This window comes from Stenotrophomonas sp. YJH_SMC_127, from assembly GCF_059372445.1.
Window position 1 is genome coordinate 1 of record NZ_JCAFVO010000009.1, and the last position, 21,152, is coordinate 21,152.

Consider the following 21,152-nt stretch of genomic DNA (forward strand, 5'->3'; position numbering starts at 1 on the left):
CCCGCTTGCCCAGTCTTATCAGTTCGAGCGCCAACTCAACCAACTGTTCGGGCGGTTCAGGGAGAATCCGGCGTGGGGACCCAAGCTACTTCTCGGTCGCAAGACCTGGATCCACACGGTCGCCCACGCCGGGCTCTCGGCACCCAAGGTGCCAGATCGGCAAGAGATAAGATCCACGCCATGCGTGGATGGCCGTTTGATAGATGCCAACCTTGGTTGGCATACGTGAAAGCGCCAACCAAGGTTGGCGACTACCAGTAGATCCACGCCATGCGTGGATTGAAACGCCCCGTCAGCGCGACAACACCTTGGCGCGCAACTGCTCGTACTCCATCTCGCTCAGCTGGCCGTTGTCCTTGCGCTGGTTCAACGCGGCCAGCTCGGCCTGCACGGTCTCCGGCAGCGCCTGCTCACGGGCCACGTGGCGGGCAGCGGAGAGCTGTTCCGGCGGGCGCTTGCCGGCCCGCCAGGCGGCGATGAAGACAGCGACGATGATGGCGCCGAACACCAGCGTACCGGTGCCCCAGATCAGCCATTGCACCCATCCCAGTTCGGGTCCCATCGCGCAGTCCTCCGTCTATCGTGGCGCTATTGTCAGCGCTCGCGCAGCCAGCGCGCCACCTGCGGCGCGAAATAGGTCAGCACACCATCGGCGCCGGCCCGCTTGAAACCCAGCAGCGACTCCAGCACGCAGGCGCGTTCGTCCAGCCAGCCGTTGGCGAAGGCGGCCTTCATCATCGCGTACTCGCCACTCACCTGATAGGCGAAGGTCGGCACACCGAATGTCTCCTTCACCCGGCGCACCAGGTCCAGGTACGGCATGCCCGGCTTGACCATCACCATGTCGGCGCCCTCTTCCAGGTCCAGCGCGATCTCGCGCAGGGCCTCGTCGCCGTTGGCCGGGTCCATCTGGTAGGTCTTCTTGTCGGCCTTGCCGAGGCTGGCCGCGCTGCCCACCGCATCACGGAACGGGCCGTAGAACGCCGAGGCGTACTTGGCCGAGTAGGCCATGATGCGCACGTTGATGTGGTTGTCGGCATCCAGCGCACGGCGGATCGCGCCGATGCGGCCGTCCATCATGTCCGACGGCGAGACGATGTCCACACCGGCCTCGGCGTGCGACAGCGACTGCTTGACCAGCGCTTCGACAGTGATGTCGTTGAGCACGTAACCCTTGTCGTCGATGATGCCGTCCTGGCCGTGGGTGGTGTACGGGTCCAGCGCCACGTCGGTCATCACTCCCAGTTCCGGGAAGCGCGACTTCAGCGCGCGGATCGCACGCTGCGCCAGGCCGTCCTCGGCCCACGCCGCCGACGCGTCCAGCGACTTCAGCGACGGGTCGATCACCGGGAACAGGTCGATCACTGGGATGCCCAGTTCCAGCGCTTCTTCGGCCACCTTCAGCAGCTCTTCGATCGACAGCCGCTCCACGCCCGGCATCGACGGCACTGCGGTGCGGCCCGCCCGTTCGTGCACGAACACCGGGTAGATCAGGTCGTCGGTGGTCAGCGTGTTCTCGCGCATCAGGCGGCGCGAGAACTCGTCGTGGCGCATGCGGCGCGGGCGGTAAAGCGGGTGGGACATGGCAGGCTCCGAGGAGTGGCTATTGCAACAGGTAGCCCTGCGGCAGCAGGGGTTCGGGCAACGGGCGTTCGCCGAGCGCGTCGAGCTGGTCGATCTCGATCGTGCGCACCAGCGCGTCCAGCGGCAGGTCGTTCGGCTCCAGGCCGAACGGGTCTTCCATTTCTTCGCCCAGCTGGTCCAGGCCGAAGAAGGCGTAGGCCAGCACCGCCGACAGCACCGGCGTGCCCCAGCCCAGCGAGCTGGCCAGGCCGAACGGCAGCAGCACGCAGAACATCCATGCGCAGCGATGCAGCAGCAGGGTGTAGGCGAACGGCAGCGGCGTGGTGAGGATGCGCTCGCAGCCGGCCTGGATCGACGACATCGCGTGCAGGCGCTCTTCCAGCTGGGTGTAGAGGATCGGGTCGAGTTCGCCGGCGCGCAGGGCCTGGGCCAGCTCGGCAGCGATCATCGACAGCAATGCGTCGGGCACGTTCTCGCGCTGGCCCAGCTGCTCGCGCTGCGGCTTGTCCAGCCACGGCAACGCCGCCAGGGCCACGATGCGCCCGCGCAGGCGCGCGGCCAGCGCATGGGCAAAAGCCGTAGTGAGGTAGGCGATGCGGCGGCGGCGGCCGGCGTCATCGGCCAGCAGCAGGTTCACCTGGCGGGCCAGCGAACGCGATTCGTAGACCAGCTGGCCCCACAGCTTGCGGCCTTCCCACCAGCGGTCGTAGCAGGCGCTGTTGCGGAAACTGAGGAAGATCGACAGGACCAGGCCGAGCAGGGTGAACGGCGTGACGGAAACGCGCTCGATGCCGGTCGGCGGCGCCAGTTCCACCACCGCGGCCACCGCGATGGACAGGATCAGGATGGCCAGCACCTTCGGCGCGATCGCTTTTACGATCGAGCCGCGCAGGATGTACAGCAGTTGCCAGCCGTGGGGACGGGGTCGGATGATCATGGGGCAGCCGCGCCGGGCGCGGATTCACAGGCACGCGGGGGGCTCGCGCAGCCGTTCATTGTACGCCCCTGCCCGGCCCGCGGCCGTGTACCTGCGACGCCCGGTCGCACCCGGCGATGCGGCTCAGATCACGCCGCCCCCCAGGCCCAGGCGCAGGATGCCGACCACCACCACGATGCCGTTCAGCACCAGCCCGGCCCAGGCCCGGCCGCGCTTGGTCGGGTGGGTGAACAGGATGCCCAGCGCGGCGATCACCGCGCCCACGGCGGCGAACGGGATCAGGAACCAGTTGCCCCAGCCCAGCAGCGGAATCAGCGCCAGGATCATCCACAACAGCGCCAGTACGCCCCACAACAGACTGATCACGCCCATTCCACTCTCCCGCAGTTGGTTCCTGTCTGTGCACCATAGTCGTTCCCGCCGTCGCCGCCTACTGCCGTTGGCGGGGCTGTCACCGGCGCCGTGCTAGCGTGCCGCCGTGCCTGCCCTGGGCCGGGTGTTGGCGCCGATTCAGAGTGGCCCGCCGATGATCGCAACCAGTCCTACAGGGGTCGTGCCATGAACATCCGTTGGGCCGCGTTGGCGGCCATCCTGCTGGTCGCCGCTGGCTGTGCCAGCACCTCCAAGGTCATGCTGGGGCGCGCCCGCGCGCCGATCGATCCGGCACTGGTGCAGATCTATTCGACGCCGCCGGCCGGCTCCCAGGAAATCGCCCAGCTGGAATCGGCGTCTGCCGTGGGCTTCGGCACGCAGGGCCAGACCGATGCAGCGGTGGCGCGCCTGAAGCGCGAGGCCGCAGCGCTGGGCGCCAATGGCGTGGTGCTGATGGGCGTGGGCAGCAGCGGCTCACCGGTGGGCATGTCGGTGGGTGCCGGCACGTTCGGCTCGCATGTCGGCGGTGGCGTCGGCATCGGTATTCCGACCACGCAGAAGCGCGCCGCCGGCGTGGCGATCTGGGTGCCGAACCCGGAATCCCCGGCACGACTGCCGACGCAGGTGATCACCCCGCAGCGGTGACGCGGCAGCGTCACCGCAGGTAGTGCCGGCCGCTGGCCGGCAACCTCAGGAATCCTCCCGACGCCAGGGGAGTGCCGGCCGCTGGCCGGCAACCTCAGAAATCCTCTTGATGCCCGGGGAATGCCGGCCAGCGGCCGGCACTACCGGAAGGTGTTCAGCGCTTGTACTTCGGCACGAACACCTTGTTCACCGCGTCGGCCAGCTGGTCCGGCGGCAGCAGGCCCTGGTCGAGCAGGAAGTTGTTGAACGCCAGGCGGTCGAACTTCGCACCCAGTGCCAGCTCAGTCTGCATGCGCAGTTCCAGGATACGGGTGTAGCCGTAGAAGTAGCTGCCGGCCTGGCCCGGCATGCGCACCATGTAGCGGTCCAGTTCCTGGGTGGCCATCGCCTTGGACAGGCCGACCTGCTCCATCAGCACGCGCTCGCCGTTGGCGCGGTCGGTCAGGCCGAGGTTGAGCATCGGGTCGAGCATCGCGCGTGCGGCGCGCAGCAGGCGGAACTGCAGGGCGATCATCTGCCCGTCCAGCGGCTCGTACGGCACCATCTCGGCCTCGGCATACAGCGCCCAGCCTTCCACGTTCACCGAATTGAACGCGAACATGGTGCGTGCCAGCGACACGCCGCGCTCGACCATCGCGGTGAACTGCAGCTCGTGGCCGGGGCGGCCTTCATGCGCACTCAGCGTCCACGCCGCCGCACCGAAGTTGAAGTCGTCGTACTGTGCGCCCGGGCCCGCGGCCGGGTTGCCCAGCGGCAGCACGAAGGTGCCCTGCTGCCCGGTGTTGTTGACCAGCGGCGCCGGCAGGAAATGCGGGGCCGGGCTGGCCGCGCTCTCGGCGGCCGAACCCAGGCGCATCTGCATGGCGCGCTTGGGCACGTCGACGATGGCATGCTCGCGGATCAGCGGATCGATCGCATCGATCACCTTGCGGTAGTGGCCTTCCAGATGGTCGTCGGCGATCTTGTCGGCCTTCAGCGCGCGGATCACCGCCACCGGGTCGCTCGGGTCGGCCACCTTCAGGCCCTTGTCCTTCACCACCAGCGGCGCCAGCTGCTGCATCGCCGAGCGGGTTTCCATGAACTCCAGCTGCGCACGCTGCATCAGCAGCTTCGGGTCGATGTCGATGCCGACCTGCTTGAGCTGGTAGGCGTACAGCGGCGCCGGCAGCCGTGCGTCGGTGCGCGCCTTCGGCAGCACGGTCGAGCGCGTCCAGCTGGCGTAGTCCTTCATCTGCCCGGCCAGGGCCTTCATCGCTTCATCGGCGCCGGCGATCTGGTACTTCTTCAGCAGCGACTCGATGCCGCTGATGTAGGTCTCGACGTTGTCCAGCGACTGCTGCACTTCGATCTTCGTCGGCTGCAGCAGGCTGCTGTCCTTCAAGCGCTCTTCGTAGCGCTGGCGGGCCAGCGTGGTGAACGCGGTGCCGCCCGGCTGCAGGCCGGCGTAAGCCTTGAGGCGGTCGATCGCCTTGGCCCGGCGCTCGGCCGGCACCTGGTCGGACAGCAGCAGGTTGAGGCCGCTGAACACCGTCTGCGGCGCGTCACTCCACGGCAACAGGTACTTCTCGTTGAGCTCACTGCCTTCGATGTTCTGGTTGGCGGCGTGGATCATGATCTCCAGGTCCTGGCGGACGTTGGGATCCTGCTCGGTGGCCAGCTTCGCCTTCAGTTCGTCGCGGGCCTTGGCCATCGCGGCGCGGTAGCGCTTGCCGTTGTCCGCGCCGAGGTCGGCCACCTTGTCGTCGTAGCCGGGCACGCCGAAGAAGCCGGTTTCTTCCGGCTGGAACGGGCCCTGCGCATCGAGCAGGATCTGCGCCAGTGCGTTGCTGCGGGCGACCCAGGCCGGGCTGGCCGGTGTGGCGGCCTTGGCGGCGGGTGCCGCCAGCGCCGGCGGTGCGGACAGCAGCGGGGCGGCGGTCAGGGCCAGGGCAACGGCCAACGCGATCGGCTTCATGGTGCACTCCAGGACAGGGTTGCCCGCACCCTACGCGCTCAGCGCGGTGGCGACAATCGGCCGGAGGTCACAACGCTGCGGTCAGCGGGCATTCGCCGCGTTCGCGGCAGGCCTGCAGTTCGCATTCCTGCGCGGCCTCATCGTCATCCAGCGCAGTCAGGTCGAAGGTCTGCTTGTTCTCGCCCAGCACGTACATCACCGGGTAGTCCCACACGTCGTCACTGCGGGTGCCCTTCACGAACAACCGGCCGTGTGCGCGGGGGCCTTCCAGGGCCACGGTCAGGCCGACATCGCGCTGGCCGTTGAGCGCGGTCTGCATGCTGCCCAGCGGCATCGATTCGGTACGCAGCGGCTCGCCGAAGGCTTCCACCAGTTCGATGCTGCAGCCGGCGCGACGCATCGCCTCGCGCATCGGTGGGCTCTCGCGTGCCGCCTCACTCCAGCGCAGCACGCTCCAGGCCACCGTGCCACCGGCCCCGGCCAGCACCAGCAGCACGGCCACGGGCATCGCCCAGCGCCAGTGGCGGGACCACCAGCCGGCGGGCTTCGGGCCGTGGGTGGGAATCGGCGGCGGCAGTGTCATCGGCGGGCTCCTTCCCGTCTGTATTTCAAGGCTTCAGGCAGCGCCCCAGGAAGGCTTCGGCCACACGGTAGCGATGCAGGGCATCGGCGCCGGACAGGCCATGCTTGGCACCCGGGTAGGTCATCAGCTCGAACGGCTGGCCGCGCTTCTGCAGCGCGCTCATCAAGCTGGTCGAATTGGTGAACAGCACGTTGTCGTCCGCCATGCCGTGGATCAGCAGCAACGGCGAGCGCAGCCCATCGATGTGGCTCAGCACGCGCGCTTCACGGTAACCGGCGTCGTTGCGCGCCGGCAGGTCCATGTAGCGCTCGGTGTAATGGCTGTCGTACAGGCCCCAGTCGGTGACCGGGGCGCCGGCCACGCCGCAGGCGTACTGGTTCGACGCCTTGGCCAGCAGCATCAGGGTCATGTAACCGCCGTTGGACCAGCCCTGCACGCCGATGCGCGCCGGGTCCACCCACGGCTGCTGCTTCAGCCAGGTCACGCCGCGCAGCTGGTCGGTCACTTCCACCGTGCCCTGCTTCCCGTACAGCGCACCACCGAAGTCGCGGCCGCGGCGCGGGGTGCCGCGGTTGTCCAGCGAGAACACTACGTAGCCCTGCTGGGCCAGGTACTGGTTGAACAGATGGTCGCCACGGCCGGGCCAGCTGTCGGTGACGGTCTGGCTGGCCGGGCCGCCATAGACATACACCGCCACCGGGTAGCGCCTGGACGGATCGAAGCCGGCCGGCTTGATCAGGCTGTAGTGCAGTGGCGTCTTGCCGTCGGCGGCGGTGAGCGTGCCGAACTCGACCGGGCGCTGCGCGTCGCGGTAGCGCGCATACGGGTGCTTGGGATCGGCCAGGTTGTTTTCCACCAGTGTGGCGATCTTCTCGCCGTTGGCGCGGAACAGCTCGATCTGCGGCGGCGTGGTGCTGTTGGACCAACTGTCCACATAGACGCTGGCGTTGCGGGCGAAGCTGGCGCTGTGCATGCCCGGCGCCTTCGACAGGCGCTGCGGCTCGCCGCCCTGCAGCGATACCGCGTAGATCTGGCTTTCGCGCGGGCTTTCGATGCCGGCGCGGAAGTAGGCCTTGCCGGCCGTCTCATCCACCGCCAGCAGCTCGTCCACCGGCCAGTTGCCGTGGGTCAGCGCGGTGGCCTTGCCGTTGCTGTCGATGCGGTACAGGTGCTGGAAGCCGGTGCGCTCGGACGACCACAGCACGCTGCCGTCTTCAAGGAAGCGCAGGCTGTTGTGCAGCGGTACCCAGGTCGGGCTGGTCTCGTGGGCGAGTACGCGCTGGCGGTTGGAGTCGAGTGCCACTTCCACCAGGTCCAGCTGCTTCTGGTCGCGTGACTGGCGCTGGAAGCTCAGGTGCTGCGCATCGCGCCAATCGACGCGGGCCAGGTAGATGTCCTGTTCCTTGCCCAGGTCGACCCAGCGCGGCTGCGCCTCGGCGGCCGGTGCGATCACGCCCAGCTGCACGCGCACGTTGGCGTCACCGGCGGCCGGGTAACGCTGTTCGATCACATCGGTGCGGTCGGCGTAGACCTCGTAGCGCTTCTGCACCGGCACCGGTGCCTCGTCGATGCGCGCGAACGCGATGGCCGAATCGTCCGGTGCCCACCAGTAACCGGTGTGGCGGTCCATCTCTTCATCGGCGACGAACTCGGCCACGCCGTTGCCGATGGTGGTGCTGCCGTCGCGGGTCAGCTGCAGCTGCTTTCCACTGGCCAGGTCGATCACCCACAGGTTGCGGCCGCGGATGAAGCTGACGAAGCCGCCCTTGGGCGACAGCTTGGCGTCGGTGGCGAAGCCCTCACCGTGGGTCAGCTGGCGCACGGCCGCCGCCCCCTGCTGCTTGAGGTCGTACAGGTACAGCTCGCCGCCCAACGGGAACAGCAGGCGCTGTGCGTCCGGCGACCACTGGTAATCGACGATGCCGGTCATCGCGGCGATGCGCTGGCGCTCGCGGCGCGCCTTTTCCTCATCGCTGAGGGTCTCGGTGCCGGGCAGCACCACCTTGGAATCAACCAGCAGGCGGGTCTGGCCGCTGCCGATGTCGTAGGTCCACAGGTCCAGCTGATTGCGATCGCTGTCCTTGCCGCGCAGGAAACTGACCTGCGAACCGTCCGGCGCCACCTTGGGCTTCATCAGGGTCGGGCCGGACAGCGGCAGCGGGCCGGTGATGGCCTCCAGGGTCAGCTTCTCGGCGTGGGCGGCGGTACTGGTGGCGAGCATGAGGGCAAGCGAAGCGAACAGGTGGCGCATGGAGGATCCCGGCAAACGGCAGGTCCGCCCTGCGGCGGGCGCGGGGCGGTCGTTCCCCCATCCTAACCAAGCCCGTGCAGGAAGGCAGCATGACCTTCTGCCCATGCTGCGGTGCTGGGGTCAGGGCCCTTTGCGTTGCAAAGGGATCCGACCCCGCGGCGGGTCAGCGCTGGCCGAACAGGTGCTTGCGCTCTTCGTCGCTGAGCGGCTTGCCGGCGTTCGGGTTCACCTGCTGGCGCAGCGCATAGGCGCGCTGGGTGGCCGGGCGCGCGGCGATGGCCTCGTGCCAGCGCTTGAGGTTCGGGAACGCGGCGAAGTCCACCGGCAGCTTGTCGTAGGCGCCGATCCACGGGTAGCTGGCCATGTCGGCGATGGTGTACTCGTCGCCGGCCAGGAAGGCGTGCTGGGCCAGGCGCTTGTCCATCACCCCGTGCAGGCGGCGCACCTCGTTGTCGTAGCGCTCGATCGCGTAGGGAATCTTTTCTGGTGCGTACACGTTGAAGTGGCCCATCTGGCCACTCATCGGGCCCAGGCCGGCCATCTGCCAGAACAGCCATTCCAGGGTGGCCACGCGGCCGCGCGGGTCGCTGGGCAGGAAGCGGCCGGTCTTCTCGGCCAGGTACAGCAGGATCGCACCGGACTCGAACACGCTCTGCGGGGCACCGCCATCGGCCGGGGCGTGGTCGACGATGGCCGGCATCTTGTTGTTGGGCGAGATGGCCAGGAACTCTGGCTTGAACTGGTCACCCGAGCCGATGTTGACCGGGTGGATGCGGTACTCCAGGCCGGCTTCCTCCAACAGCAGGGTCACTTTGTGGCCGTTCGGGGTGGGCCAGTAATACAGGTCGATCATGGCGTCGGCTCGGGGTGCGGAAAGGAACCTGAAGTCTAGTGCGTGAGTTGGGTTGGCACCGTCATGGCGGGCCGGTAACCTCGCCTCTCCCCCGAAACGCAGCATCCCCCGCATGAGTGCAAACCGCCCGCCGCTCTCCCCGTTGTCCACGCTGATCTTCGCCTCGCGCTGGCTGCAGCTGCCGCTGTACCTGGGCCTGATCGTGGCGCAGTGCGTCTACGTGTTCCTGTTCGGCAAGGAACTGTGGCACCTGATCTCGCATTCCGCCTCGATGGGCGAGCAGCAGATCATGCTGATCGTGCTGGGCCTGATCGACGTGGTGATGATCTCCAACCTGCTGGTCATGGTGATCGTCGGCGGCTACGAGACCTTCGTCTCGCGCCTGCGCCTGGAAGGCCACCCGGACCAGCCGGAATGGCTGAGCCACGTCAATGCCAGCGTGCTGAAGGTGAAGCTGGCGATGGCGATCATCGGCATCTCCTCGATCCACCTGCTGAAGACCTTCATCGCCAGCGGTGCGCTGGGCGGTATCCCGCTGTGCACGCCGGAGCAGATGAGCGTGGCCGCCGCCAACATCGGTGTCGCCCGCTGCTCGATGCTGACCCAGGAAGGCGTGCTGTGGCAGACCATCATCCACTGCGTGTTCATCCTGTCGGCGATCGGCATCGCCTGGACCGACAAGCTGATGTCCAACGGCCACAGCAAGTCGCACGACAAGGCACACGACCACTGAGGTCGCCGCCGGCCACGACATGATCGCCGCGGCCCCACCCGGCCACCACCCCTTGTGCGGGGCGGTGGCCGGGATGCTAGATTGCATCCTCGCCGTTGCCGGCGGTGGCGTCGGGAAACGCCACCCTGCCGCGCCTGGACCACGGGTCCCGGCCATGCATATCAATGATTTACGTCACGTCGTCTTCTAAAGGGGAGCAGGATGTCGCACGTCTCAACGATCACCGCCGCGCGCCGGTGGCTGCCGGTTGCCTTGGCACTGGCGCTGGCCGCCTGCTCGGGCAAGGAAGAATCCGCAGCACCGGCTCCGGCCGCCGCCCCCACCGCCGCTGCACCGGCCGCACCGGTGGTCGCCGCCAAGGTGCAGTCGATGGGCACCGAGCAGCTGCGTGAGTCGGCCAGCCAGGCCCTGCGCGAGAACCGCATGTACGCGCCGGCCGGCGACAACGCCATCGAGTACTACCTCGCCCTGCGCGACAAGACCCCGGACGACGCCTCGGTGAAGAGCGCGCTGACCGACCTGCTGCCGTACACCCTGATCGCCGCCGAGCAGCACCTGGGGCGCGAGGACTACACCGAAGCGCAGCGGCTGGTGGCGCTGATCGAGAAGGTGGATGCATCCGCGCCGGCCCTGCCGCGCCTGAAGGACGGCCTGGCCAAGGGCGTGCAGAACGCGGCCAAGCGCACCGAGGCCGAAGCCGAGAAGGCCAAGAAGGACGCCGAGGACCGCAGCAAGCAGCAGACCGAACAGCAGCGCCTGGCCGAGCAGCGTGCCAAGGAAGCCGACGCGGCCAAGCAGATCGCTGCGCAGCAGGATGCCGCCCGCCGCGACAACGAGCGCCAGGAAGCCGAGCGCCAGGCCGCCGCGCGCCGCGAAGCCGAGCTGAAGCAGCAGCAGGCCGCCGCCCAGCAGGCCAGTGCCGCACGCCAGGCCGCGGCTCCAGCGGCCGCTGCGGCGCCGAACCTGCGCCCGGTCAGCACCCCGGCGCCGCGCTATCCGTCCGAGGCACTGCGTGCAGGCACCTCCGGCGAAGTGCTGGTGGAAATCACCGTCGGCACCGACGGCTCAGTGACCAACGCCCGCGTATTGCGCGCAACACCGTCGCGCGTCTTCGATCGCGAAGCCATGAACGCGGTCAAGCGCTGGCGCTTCGAGCCGGTCAGCGCACCGGTCACCACCCGCCGTACCCTGGTATTCGCCCCGGGCGGCACCTGACCGCAAAAAGGGGACGGAGGGGATTAAGTCGTTTCCGCCCCCGCAATGAGGACACGGCCCGGCATGTCCGGGCCGTGTTCGTTTCAGGAGAGGCTGTCGATCAGGCGTTGCAGTGCCGGATCGCGCGCGGCCAGCACCTGGAACAGGCCCAGCGCATGCAGGCCCGGCAGCAGCCCACGCAGATCTGCTTCGGCGGTGACGCGGGTGGCGTCATCGCTGGCGGGGTCCTGCCAGTCACGGACGCTGGCGAGGAAGGCGCCGACGCTGCCCTTGCGCACGGTGAGGCCGTTTACCTGCACCTCGTTCTGATGGTCGGGAAGAATGTCCTGCGGCTGCATGGTGATGCTCCTGTGGGATCGGGAGCCCAGTGTGACGCCCAGTCATCGGCAGTTCTGCCGTATAACTGCCATTGGATATGGCAGATCAGACATCACCTGTGCTGATTGACCCCGCTTTGGCGAACGCTGAAGGCGGTCCTCTCGTCATGGCCTCCCAGCTGCGGGTGCCGGGACGGCGCCGCACCGCGCGCCACCAGCACGTGCGCGGCCAGTTGCTGGGTGCCCACCACGGCCTGCTGCGGATCGAGGCCGGCGACCTGCACTGGCTGCTGCCGGCGGGGCATGTTGCCTGGATACCGCCCTTGCTGCCCCACGCCCTGATAGGGGCAGACGCATTCGATGGCTGGAGCCTGTACGTCCGCGCCGATACCGGCCTGGATCTGCCCCCGCTGCCCCGTATTTTCCAACCCGATGCGCTGTTGCAGGCGGCGGTGACGCGCGCACTGCGCTGGCCCCATCAGGCACTGGACGCTGCGCAGGCACGCCTGGCCGGCGTCATCGCCGATGAGATCCGTGCCAGCACTCCCTTGCCATTTGCCCTGCCACAGCCGCGGGATCGCCGGTTGCGGCGGATCGCGGCGGCGCTGGCGCGTTCGCCGGACGACCTGCGCAGCGTCGAAGCGTGGGCAGCCGCCAGCGGACTGTCCAGCCGCAGCCTCGCCCGCCGTTGGCAGGCCGCCACAGGCATGACCCTGGGCCAGTGGCGGCAGCGCCTGCGCGTGCTGCTGTCACTGCCACGCCTGCTGGCAGGCGAACCGGTGATCAGCGTCGCCCTGTCGATGGGCTACGACACGCCCAGTTCCTTCATCAACGTGTTCAAGCGCGAGATGGGGGTAACGCCCGCGCGGTACGCAAAAGGGGACGGAGGGGATTAAGTCGCTTCTGACTCCTCCGATACGCCTGCGCGGCATTACCTGATGCCCTACGCCACGGTGCCGATGCCAGGCTGAGGCCCCCTTCGACCTGGGAATCCCATGCCCCGACAAGCGCGCCTGATGCTGGCCGGCCAGGCCTATCACGTGATCCAGCGCGGTGTGAACAAGGGTGCGATCTTTGTCGACGACATCGACCGGCAACTGTTCCTGCATCTGCTGCACAGCGCTTTCCTCAAGCACCGCGTCGCACTGCATGCCTACGTACTGATGGGCAACCACATCCACCTGCTGGCCACGCCATCCACGCAGCGTGGGCTGGCCGATGCAATGCGCATGCAGGGCAACAACTATGTGCAGGCTTTCAACCAGCGGCACGGCCGCACCGGTCCCCTGTGGCAGGGCCGCTTCCATTCCTCGATGATCGACAGCGACGCTTACCTGCTCAGCGTATACCGCTACATCGAACGCAATCCCGTTCGTGCCGGCATTGCGGTCAGTGCTGAAGATCATCCGTGGTCCAGCGTGCACGGCAACCTTCAACGACGCGATGACCCCATGCTGACCCCGCATCCCGCATTCAGAGCGTTGGCCGCGACCGCTCGCAACAGGACGGCGGTGTATGCGCGATTCCTGCGCGATGTGAATGCGTCCGCCGATCTGCCCGCAATCCGCAGTCATAGCGCCAAACAGCGTCCGTTGGGGGATGCTGCGTTCCTGCGGATGGTAGAGAAGACGCTCGGGCGCCCGGTGGCGATGCGAAGACAAGGCCGCCCGCGCAAGGAGGGGACGGGAGGGGCAGAAACGACTTAATCCCCTCCGTCCCCTTTTTGGGGTCAGCCGGAGATGGCCAGGCGCTCGTTGTGGTAGCGGCGCACGGCGGCGAACCACAGCACGGCGGCCAGGCCGAGGCTGGCACCGAGGTAGATCGCCCAGACCGTCGGGGTGATGGTCTCGTGGCGGATCACCTTCAGCAGCATCTGGTTCTGCGACAGGAACGGCACGGCGTACTGCCACATCTCGCTCTTCAGCGGATAGGCCACCAGTGCGTAGCCGGGCAGCATCGGCAGCAGCATCAGCCAGGTCATGTGGCTCTGTGCTTCCTTCATGCTCTTGGCCGCGGCCGACAGGAAGGTCAGCAGCGAGGTACCGATCAGCAGCATCGGCAGCATCACCAGCAACATCTGCAGCATCGAGCCGACGTTCATGTTGAACTGGCGGCCGATGTTGCCGGGTGCGATCTGCGCGCTCACCTTGAACGCGACCAGGGTCAGCAGCAGCGACACGAAACCGACCACGCAGGCGGCGGCGATCTTGCCGCTGACGATCGCGCTGCGCGAGCCCGGCGTGGCCAGCAGGGGTTCCAGCGACTGCCGCTCGCGCTCGCCGGCGGTGGCGTCCATCACCAGGTAGGCACCCCCGATGAACGAGGTCAGCGTCAGCAGTACCGGCAGCAGCATCGACAGGATCATGCCGCGCTTGGCCTCGGCACTGGCCAGGTCCTGGCGCGCCACGTCCAGCGGGCGTGCCACCTGTGCATCGATGCCGCGTGCCATCAGGCGCAAGGCACCGACCTGGCCGTTGTAGGTGGCCAGCGCCGCCTCCAGGCGTGCACTGGGTACCTCGGCCGCGCGACGCGTGCTGTCCTTGATCACCTCCACCAGCGCCGGCTTGCCCTCGGCCCAGTCCTTGCCGAAGTCCCCGCTGATGCGCAGCGCCACATCGATATCCTGGCTGCGGATGGCCTCGGCCAGGTCCTTCGGCGCCGGTGCGGCATTGAGGCCCTGTGCGGCGAGGAAGCGCACCAGGTTCGGCGCGTTCTCCGCGCCGATCGTCGGGATCTGCAACGGCTCCTCGATCTGGGTGCGCACCCGGCTCTCGGCCAGCTTGCCCATGCCCAGCAGCAGCACCGGGTACAGCAGCGGCCCGAACAGCAGGGTCAGCAGCAGCGTGCGGCGGTCACGCGACAGGTCGCGCAGTTCCTTGCGCATCACCGTCATCAGGGTCGACATCATGCTCATGCGTGCAGGCCCTCTTCGCTGCCGATCAGTTTCACGAACGCGTCCTCAAGGTTGGCTTCACCGGCCTGCGCACGCAGATCATCGGCGCTGCCGGCGGCCATCACCGTGCCCTTGGCGATGATCACGATGTGGTCACACAACGCGCCCACCTCCTGCATGATGTGGCTGGACAGGATCACGCAGCGACCCTCTTCGCGCAGGCCCAGCAGGAAGCGGCGCAGCGCGCGCGTGGTCATCACGTCCAGGCCGTTGGTCGGTTCGTCGAGGATGACGTTGCGCGGATCGTGCACCAGCGCGCGGGCAATCGCGGTCTTGGTGCGCTGGCCCTGCGAGAAGCCATCGGTCTGCCGGTCGAGGATGTCGCCCATGTCCAGCGCGTGCGACAGCACCTCGATGCGTTCGCGGATGCGCTCGGCCGACAGGCCATGCAGCTCGCCGAAGTAGGCGATGTTCTCGCGCGCGGTCAGACGCTTGTAGACGCCGCGCGCATCGGGCAGTACGCCCAGGTGGCGACGTACCTCCACCGGATTGCCGGCGGCATCGATGCCATCGACGCTGATGCTGCCCTGGTCAGGGGTCATCAGCGTGTAGAGCATGCGCATGGTGGTGGTCTTGCCGGCACCGTTGGGGCCGAGCAGGCCGGTGATCTGCCCATCGCCGGCGCGGAAGCCGACGTTGGCGACCGCCTGGATGCGGCCCGTGCGGGTATCGAAGGCCTTGTGCAGGTTGTCGGCGACGATCATGGTTCCCATCCGTTGAACGAGGTGAACGCCGGCACGTAGCTCAGCGTGTCCAGGCAGCCGGCATCCAGCGCCTTGGCATCGGTCTTGTCGATGAACTGGCCGAGCAGCCGCGGCATGCAGCCGGCGGTCAACGTGCCATGGCCCTGGCCACGGGCGACCAGCGCACGGCCATTGGGCAGGCCCTTGAGCACCTGTGCGGCGTAGCGCGGGGGGGTCACCGGGTCCAGCTCACCGGACAGCAGCAGTGCCGGCACGTCGCTGCGCAGCGGCACGGCATCGGTTGCCGGCGCCGGACGGTGCGGCCACACCGGGCAGGCGGCGAAGAAGGCGCTGGCCACTTCGTTGCCGAACAGCCGCTCGGGGTCCTCGGCCGGCGCGTGGTAGCGCGGCGCATCCTCGCTGCAGATCACCGACCACTGCATGCCGCGGTTGATCTGGAAATCCATGCTGCGGTTCGCGCCGCGCGCCAGCGATGCCAACGGGGCATAGCGCCCGTGTGCGGCTTCATCCAGCACCAGTGGCAGCAGCGAGGAATACTGCGGCACGTAGGAGAAGGCGAAGGCCAGGCCGACCACGCTGTCCGGCGTCAGGACATCCTGCCGCGGTGCGTTGGTACCCGGGTCGCGATACTCGACCGAGACCGGTGCACGGCGCAGGGTGTCGACCACGCTGCGCAGCTGCGCGCGGGTATCGGTCGGGAAACGCTTGCTGCACGCGGCATCCTTGCGGCACTGCGCCGACTGCAGGGCGATCGCATCCTCGAAGGTGGTCGCGAAGTCGCCACCGACCACCAGCTCGTTCGGTACCACGCCATCGATGACGATGCTGCGGGTGTGCTGCGGATAGGCCCCGGCATAGCGCTGGGCCACGCGGGTACCGTAGGAGCCGCCAACCAGGTTCAGCTGGTCCACACCGAGCGCCGCACGCACCGCATCCAGATCGGCGATCGCCTCGGTGGTGGTGTAGAAGCGCGCATCGGCACGCCCCTGCAGCGATGCGGCGCAGCGCTGGGCGTAGTCGCGCAGCGATGCCTCGGAAGGCGCGGCATCCTCGTCCATCTGCAGCGGCTTGCCATCTGCGCCCAGACAGCTGAGCGGGTTGGAGCCGCCGGTGCCGCGCTGGTCGATCAGGAACACGTCGCGCTGCTTGCGCACCTGGCGCAGTGCGGTATCGACGATGACCGCCACCTCGCTGGCCGCCTGGCCGGGGCCGCCGGCCAGGAAGAACACCGGGTCGGGCTGGCTGGCGCCGCTGCTGCCCGATTCCAGCCAGGCGATGCGCAGGCCGATCCGGCGGCCATCGGGCTGGGCCCGGTTCTCCGGCACCTGCAGGGTGGCGCACTGCGCCTCCACGTTGGCGCTGGCGCCTTCGGTGGACAACGTGCAGGGCTGGAAGTCGATCGTGCCGAAGCGGCGGCTGGGTGCATCGCTGGCGCTTCCGGCGGCGGCCGGCGGTTGGCTGCACCCGGCAAGCATCAGGCTGGCCAGCATCCCGGCCAGCGCGAGGTGGTGTCTTTGCATCGTGCTCGTTTCCCCTGGAGGACGTTCCTGTCGACCACGACGGGCTGCCGCGGAAGATGTGACCCAACTTACACGGGCAGCGCGCCGACGGCGATGGGCAATGACGAATCCGCCGCCGACGGCGCGCAGACCTGGCAGTCCCGCGCTCGGCCTTGGCCCGTGCAGGGCGGCATCGGCGGCGGCCAGCAGCACCCCAAGGGCCAGTGTTCCGGCCCGACGGCGATGCGGGGTCTGAAAACGGCGAGCACGGCGACCGGCGCATGCGCACAATCCGCGGAAAACCCAAGGAGACGCCCATGCACGCGTGGTACCTCGGCGGCATCGACCACCGCCCTTTCCTGCACCTGTTCGAGATGAGCGACAGCGCGCTCGCCGTGCTCGGCATCCAGCGTCGCTGGGCCGGCGCCAACGGCGGACATCCCTGCCGGATCAGCCTGAGCGATCCCGCGCCTGGCAGCGAGCTGCTCCTGCTGTCCCACGTCCACCTGCCGCTGCATTCGCCGTACCGCGCCGCCGGCCCGATCTTCGTGCAGCGCGGCGTGACCCGTTGCGTCCTGCCGCCGGGCGAGGTGCCCCCGTATGTGCAGCGCCGGATGATCTCGATGCGTGCCTATGACCACGCCGCGCTGATGTGCGGTGCCCAGGTCTGCGCGGGCACCGAGGTGGCCGACCACCTGGATGCTCTGTTTGCCGACCCGTCGGTGGCGTTCGTGCAGCTGCACAACGCGGCGCATGGCTGTTTCTCGTGCCAGGCAGATCGCGTGGCTACCGGGACTGCGTCGCGTGATCTCCATGACGTGATCGATGCCACGCCGGTCACGTGACGTCCAGCGCATCCGTTCAGCCCTGCGTGAAGCCTGCGGGAAGGGCTTCACATGCGCAGTCACGGATCGGCACTGCGATGGTTCCGTCGCCTGCAGTGCGACTCGATACTCGCCGTGGTGCCGCCGAAAGTCCGCCGCGCAGCGCAGCTCCTGCGGTCACCGTTCCCTTTCGACGACCACAAGGATGCGCCATGTCATTCCGATCCACACCGCTGTTGCTGGCCACCTCGTTCGCCGCTGCGGGCCTGTGCCTGGCCGGCAGCGCGTTCGCCCACGGCACGATGACCACGCCGGTCAGCCGCGTCTATGCCTGCTTCCAGGGCAATCCCGAGAACCCGACCAACCCGGCCTGTGCCGCGGCCAAGGCCATCGGCGGTTCACAGGCGTTCTACGACTGGAACGGCATCAACCAGGCCAACGCCAACGGCAACCATCAGGCCGTGGTGCCCGACGGGAAGCTGTGCAGCGGCAACAACCCGACCTTCCGCGGCCTGGACGTGAACCGCAGTGACTGGCAGACCACGCCGATCCAGGCCGATGCCAATGGCAAGTTCACTTTCGTGTTCAAGGCGACCGCACCACACGCCACGCGCGACTGGCGCTTCTTCGTCACCCGCGAAGGCTGGCAGCCGGGAAGCCCGCTGCGCTGGGCCGACCTGCAGGAGTTCTGCACGCTGGGCAATACGCCGCTGTCGGCCGACGGCACCTACAAGCTTCAGTGCACGTTGCCGCAGCGCACCGGCCAGCATGTGATCTACAACACCTGGCAGCGCTCGGATTCGACCGAGGCGTTCTATACCTGCATGGACGTGCGCTTCCAGGGCGGCGGAGGGACCGCACCGGCACCGCAATGGCAGGACGCCGGCCCGGTCACCGCACGCAGTGAGCTGCCGGTTGGCACGACGCTGGCGCTGCGCGTGTTCAACGCCAACGGCAATGACGTCGAACGTGTGGAGGCCACCCTGGCCAGCGGCCAGACCGCACCCGCGCAGTGGCCGTTGGTGCTCGCCCGCAAGGTCAATGCCAGTGCCCAGCACGCGCGCGTGGGCGTGCTTGCCAATGGCGTGATCACGCCGACCGCCTCGGCCACCGACAACCGCGTGTACCTGAAGGACGGCAACCGCTTCCAGCTCGATACCCAGGTTCCCGACCCGGGTACACCGTCACCGGGCGGTGATTTCGACCACGTGTACCCGGCGGGCATCGGCAGCTATGTGCCGGGCCAGGCCGTGGTGAAGGGCAGCGACGGCAAGCTGTACGCCTGCCGCCCGTTCCCGGAAGGTGCATGGTGCAACGTCAACGCCGAGGCGTACCGGCCGGGTGTGGGTGCGGCCTGGCGCGATGCGTGGATTGCATACTGAGACCGGGTACAGGGAACGGTGGCAGAGCGCCGTTCCCTGCATAGCGTGAGACGCGCCAGCGCGTGAGTGTGAAGCCGTTCCCATATGCAACCACGCGATGCTTTTTTCAACGTAATCCGATGGATGCGGGCGGGCGGGATGTCGAGACTTCGCGGGGTTTCACCACCCACAGGAGATCTCCATGCATCTGTCACACCGGACCGTCATCGCGCTGTCTGTGATCGCAGGCATTGCCACCTCTGGCAGCGCGTTCGCCCACGGCACCCTGTCCAAACCCGCCAGCCGTGTCTATGCCTGTTACCAGGGCAATCCCGAAAATCCGACCAACCCCGCCTGCGCTGCCGCCAAGGCCATCGGTGGTGCGCAACCGTTCTATGACTGGGCCGGGATCAACCAGGCCGAGGCCCATGGCAACCACCAGGCCGTCGTGCCCGATGGCGAGTTGTGCAGCGGCGGCAACAGCAAGTACCGCGGCCTGGATCTGAACCGCAGTGACTGGCAGACCTCGCCGATCCGAGCCGACGCCCGTGGCCGCTACACGTTCGAGTTCAAGGCGCCGGCCCCGCATGCCACCCGCGAGTGGAAGTTCTATGTCACCCGCGATGGCTGGCAACCAGGCAGCCCGCTGCGCTGGGCCGACCTGCAGGAATTCTGCACGCTGGGCAACGTGCCGGTCTCCGGTGACGTCTACAAGCTGGACTGCCCGCTACCCAAGCGCAGCGGCCAGCACATCATCTACAACACCTGGCAGCGCTCGGATTCGGGCGAGGCGTTCTATACCTGCGCAGACGTGCGCTTCGAGGGGGGCGGTGGTGTGACCCCGCCGCCGCAGTGGCAGGACGCGGGTCCGGTCACTGCCCGTGGTGCGCTGGACGTGGGCACCATCCTGACCCTGCGGGTCTTCAACGCCCAGGGCAACGATCTGGAAAGCCCGCAGATCACCCTTGCCGCCGGCCAGACCGCTGCGAACCAGTGGCCGCTCGCACTGGCCCACAAGGTCAATGGCACTGCGCAGCAGGCGCGCGTGGGGGTGATGAAGAACGGCGTGATCACGCCCGTCGCCTCGGCTACCGGGAACCGCGTCTATCTGAAGCCAGGCCACCTGTTCCAGCTCGATACCCGCGTGCCGGATCCGGTCGATCCGATCGATCCGCCGCCGGCTGACGACTACGACTTCGTATACCCCGCGGGTATCGGCAGCTACACGCCGGGCCAGACCGTGGTGAAGGGCACCGACGGCAAGCTGTATGCCTGCCGCCCGTTCCCGGAAGGCGCCTGGTGCAACATCAATGCAGAGGCCTACCGCCCGGGTACCGGCTCTGCCTGGCGTGATGCCTGGATCGAGTACTGAAGGCAGGGCACCGGGGGCGGCGTGGGGTCGCCTCCGGTTTCCAGGGTTGCCGGCCAGCGGCCGGCACTACCGGGGTTCGTGCGGTTGCCGGCCAGCGGCCGGTACTACCGGGGTTCGTGTGGTTGCCGGCCAGCGGCCGGCACTACCGGGGTTCGTGCGGTTGCCGGCCAGCGGCCGGCACTACCGGGGTTCGTGGGGTTGCCGGCCAGCGGCCGGCACCAGCCGGACCTATTTGCTGCTGACGTACTTCTCGCGGCGGATCTGCGGGTTGCCCAGGCCGGCGGCCTTCAGCAGCTCGGCGCAGGCATCGACCATGTCCGGGTTGCCGCACAGGTAGGCGATGTCCGTGGCCGGGTCCGGCGTGAAACCGGCCAGCGCCTGCTGCACGTAACCGTGCTGCACGTCCGGATGCGGATCGGCGGGCAGTTCGCGCGACAGGCACGGAACATAGCGGAAGTTCGGGTGTTTTTCGGCGAAGCTGTAGAAGTCCTCGCTGTACAGCAGCTCGCCCGGGCTGCGCGCGCCCTGCAGCAGCACGATCTGCGCACCACGTTCGGCCATGGCCTTTTCCAGCAGCGGCAGCATCGAGCGGTACGGGGTAACGCCGGTACCGGTGGCGATCAGCAGGTAGCGGGCATTGTGGTCACCGGGATTCAGGCAGAAGCGGCCGTAGGGGCCGGACGCACTGATCTGGCCGCCGTGCTCCAGCGCCTCGAACAGCGCGGTGGCGGCGCCACCGGGCACGAAGCTGACCGCGATATCCACCGCCTCGCCCGGGCCCAGTGCGTGGTCGTGAATGGTCGCCAGCGAGTAGCTGCGCTTGGTTTCGGTGCCATCGGCGTAGCTGAAATGGACCTGGATGAACTGGCCGGGCTGGAAATCCAGCGGCTGCCCATCGTCACGCACGAACTGGTAGTGGCCGACGGTCGGGGCCAGCATGCGGCGGCCGACCAGCTTGAGGGGGAATTGAACAGGCACGACTTTTCGGGACAGTG

The 21,152-nt window shown here is 68.1% G+C and carries 22 protein-coding genes; 9 read left to right on the forward strand and 13 right to left on the reverse strand.

Annotation, left to right across the window (positions count from 1 at the left end; genetic code table 11):
• Positions 1-229, forward strand: a 229-nt coding sequence (locus AC5QAB_RS17275) for a hypothetical protein (RefSeq protein ID WP_495233514.1), incomplete at its 5' end; no start/stop codon positions are given.
• A gap of 63 nt (positions 230-292) precedes the next feature.
• On the opposite strand, the gene AC5QAB_RS17280 is transcribed toward AC5QAB_RS17275, so the two are convergent.
• From AC5QAB_RS17280 to AC5QAB_RS17295, 4 genes are all read right to left on the reverse strand, one after another.
• Positions 293-562 carry a gas vesicle protein GvpG gene (locus tag AC5QAB_RS17280; RefSeq protein ID WP_014648792.1) on the reverse strand — a complete coding sequence of 90 codons (270 nt, stop codon included), beginning with the start codon at positions 560-562 and terminating at the stop codon, positions 293-295.
• A gap of 32 nt (positions 563-594) precedes the next feature.
• Positions 595-1,584, reverse strand: a complete 990-nt coding sequence (hemB, locus tag AC5QAB_RS17285) for a porphobilinogen synthase (RefSeq protein WP_014648793.1) — start codon at positions 1,582-1,584, stop codon at positions 595-597.
• Between the two features lie 19 nt (positions 1,585-1,603).
• The gene (locus AC5QAB_RS17290; RefSeq protein ID WP_014038878.1) at positions 1,604-2,521 is read right to left on the reverse strand and encodes a bestrophin family protein; all 918 of its coding nucleotides are present in this window, start codon (positions 2,519-2,521) and stop codon (positions 1,604-1,606) included.
• A gap of 123 nt (positions 2,522-2,644) precedes the next feature.
• Positions 2,645-2,893: a hypothetical protein gene (locus tag AC5QAB_RS17295; protein ID WP_005420185.1), complete on the reverse strand. Its 249-nt coding sequence runs from the start codon at positions 2,891-2,893 to the stop codon at positions 2,645-2,647.
• Between the two features lie 186 nt (positions 2,894-3,079).
• Here AC5QAB_RS17295 and AC5QAB_RS17300 point away from each other — a divergent pair, with 186 nt between their 5' ends.
• Positions 3,080-3,538: a hypothetical protein gene (locus tag AC5QAB_RS17300; RefSeq protein WP_495233515.1), complete on the forward strand. Its 459-nt coding sequence runs from the start codon at positions 3,080-3,082 to the stop codon at positions 3,536-3,538.
• A gap of 154 nt (positions 3,539-3,692) precedes the next feature.
• Here the strand turns inward: AC5QAB_RS17300 and AC5QAB_RS17305 are convergent, their stop codons facing one another.
• From AC5QAB_RS17305 to AC5QAB_RS17320, 4 genes are all read right to left on the reverse strand, one after another.
• The gene (locus tag AC5QAB_RS17305; RefSeq protein WP_053495951.1) at positions 3,693-5,492 is read right to left on the reverse strand and encodes a DUF885 domain-containing protein; all 1,800 of its coding nucleotides are present in this window, start codon (positions 5,490-5,492) and stop codon (positions 3,693-3,695) included.
• Positions 5,493-5,559: 67 nt separating this feature from the next.
• Positions 5,560-6,075, reverse strand: a complete 516-nt coding sequence (locus AC5QAB_RS17310) for a cytochrome c oxidase assembly factor Coa1 family protein (protein WP_014648795.1) — start codon at positions 6,073-6,075, stop codon at positions 5,560-5,562.
• 25 nt (positions 6,076-6,100) lie between these two features.
• Entirely contained in the window at positions 6,101-8,326 is a 2,226-nt protein-coding gene (locus AC5QAB_RS17315; RefSeq protein ID WP_495233516.1) for a S9 family peptidase, read from the reverse strand.
• 163 nt (positions 8,327-8,489) lie between these two features.
• Positions 8,490-9,179 carry a glutathione binding-like protein gene (locus AC5QAB_RS17320; RefSeq protein ID WP_046433096.1) on the reverse strand — a complete coding sequence of 230 codons (690 nt, stop codon included), beginning with the start codon at positions 9,177-9,179 and terminating at the stop codon, positions 8,490-8,492.
• 112 nt (positions 9,180-9,291) lie between these two features.
• Here AC5QAB_RS17320 and AC5QAB_RS17325 point away from each other — a divergent pair, with 112 nt between their 5' ends.
• Positions 9,292-9,912 (forward strand): TIGR00645 family protein, encoded by a 621-nt coding sequence (locus tag AC5QAB_RS17325; protein ID WP_041863948.1) that lies wholly within the window; start codon positions 9,292-9,294, stop codon positions 9,910-9,912.
• A 201-nt stretch (positions 9,913-10,113) separates the two neighbouring features.
• Positions 10,114-11,127, forward strand: coding sequence for an energy transducer TonB (locus tag AC5QAB_RS17330; RefSeq protein WP_014648799.1), 1,014 nt, complete (start codon positions 10,114-10,116; stop codon positions 11,125-11,127).
• A gap of 83 nt (positions 11,128-11,210) precedes the next feature.
• On the opposite strand, the gene AC5QAB_RS17335 is transcribed toward AC5QAB_RS17330, so the two are convergent.
• Positions 11,211-11,465: a hypothetical protein gene (locus AC5QAB_RS17335; protein ID WP_032959056.1), complete on the reverse strand. Its 255-nt coding sequence runs from the start codon at positions 11,463-11,465 to the stop codon at positions 11,211-11,213.
• Between the two features lie 77 nt (positions 11,466-11,542).
• On the opposite strand from AC5QAB_RS17335, the gene AC5QAB_RS17340 reads away from it, so the two are divergent.
• Both AC5QAB_RS17340 and AC5QAB_RS17345 read left to right on the forward strand, forming a co-directional pair.
• Complete coding sequence (locus AC5QAB_RS17340; protein ID WP_032959054.1) at positions 11,543-12,340, forward strand: AraC family transcriptional regulator; 798 nt, start codon at positions 11,543-11,545, stop codon at positions 12,338-12,340.
• 99 nt (positions 12,341-12,439) lie between these two features.
• On the forward strand, positions 12,440-13,150 hold the full coding sequence (locus AC5QAB_RS17345) for a transposase (protein WP_197561347.1): 711 nt from the start codon (positions 12,440-12,442) through the stop codon (positions 13,148-13,150).
• Positions 13,151-13,173: 23 nt separating this feature from the next.
• Here the strand turns inward: AC5QAB_RS17345 and AC5QAB_RS17350 are convergent, their stop codons facing one another.
• The 3 genes from AC5QAB_RS17350 to AC5QAB_RS17360 are packed head-to-tail and all read right to left on the reverse strand — an operon-like array spanning position 13,174 to position 16,621.
• A complete protein-coding gene (locus tag AC5QAB_RS17350; protein WP_049404907.1) occupies positions 13,174-14,358 on the reverse strand; it encodes an ABC transporter permease in 1,185 nt (394 codons plus the stop codon).
• Positions 14,355-15,101: an ABC transporter ATP-binding protein gene (locus AC5QAB_RS17355; RefSeq protein WP_046433110.1), complete on the reverse strand. Its 747-nt coding sequence runs from the start codon at positions 15,099-15,101 to the stop codon at positions 14,355-14,357. Before AC5QAB_RS17355 ends, AC5QAB_RS17350 begins: the two co-directional genes overlap by 4 nt.
• A complete protein-coding gene (locus AC5QAB_RS17360) occupies positions 15,098-16,621 on the reverse strand; it encodes an alpha/beta fold hydrolase (protein ID WP_197561346.1) in 1,524 nt (507 codons plus the stop codon). Before AC5QAB_RS17360 ends, AC5QAB_RS17355 begins: the two co-directional genes overlap by 4 nt.
• 296 nt (positions 16,622-16,917) lie before the next feature.
• Here AC5QAB_RS17360 and AC5QAB_RS17365 point away from each other — a divergent pair, with 296 nt between their 5' ends.
• The 3 genes from AC5QAB_RS17365 (at position 16,918) to AC5QAB_RS17375 (ending at position 20,157) form a co-directional block, all read left to right on the forward strand.
• Positions 16,918-17,445 (forward strand): DUF1203 domain-containing protein, encoded by a 528-nt coding sequence (locus AC5QAB_RS17365; RefSeq protein WP_197557183.1) that lies wholly within the window; start codon positions 16,918-16,920, stop codon positions 17,443-17,445.
• Positions 17,446-17,636: 191 nt separating this feature from the next.
• Positions 17,637-18,806, forward strand: a complete 1,170-nt coding sequence (locus AC5QAB_RS17370; RefSeq protein WP_495233517.1) for a lytic polysaccharide monooxygenase — start codon at positions 17,637-17,639, stop codon at positions 18,804-18,806.
• A gap of 181 nt (positions 18,807-18,987) precedes the next feature.
• Positions 18,988-20,157 (forward strand): lytic polysaccharide monooxygenase, encoded by a 1,170-nt coding sequence (locus AC5QAB_RS17375; RefSeq protein WP_142235043.1) that lies wholly within the window; start codon positions 18,988-18,990, stop codon positions 20,155-20,157.
• 228 nt (positions 20,158-20,385) lie between these two features.
• On the opposite strand, the gene AC5QAB_RS17380 is transcribed toward AC5QAB_RS17375, so the two are convergent.
• Positions 20,386-21,135: a ferredoxin--NADP reductase gene (locus AC5QAB_RS17380; protein ID WP_014648809.1), complete on the reverse strand. Its 750-nt coding sequence runs from the start codon at positions 21,133-21,135 to the stop codon at positions 20,386-20,388.
• Positions 21,136-21,152 lie beyond the last annotated feature (17 nt).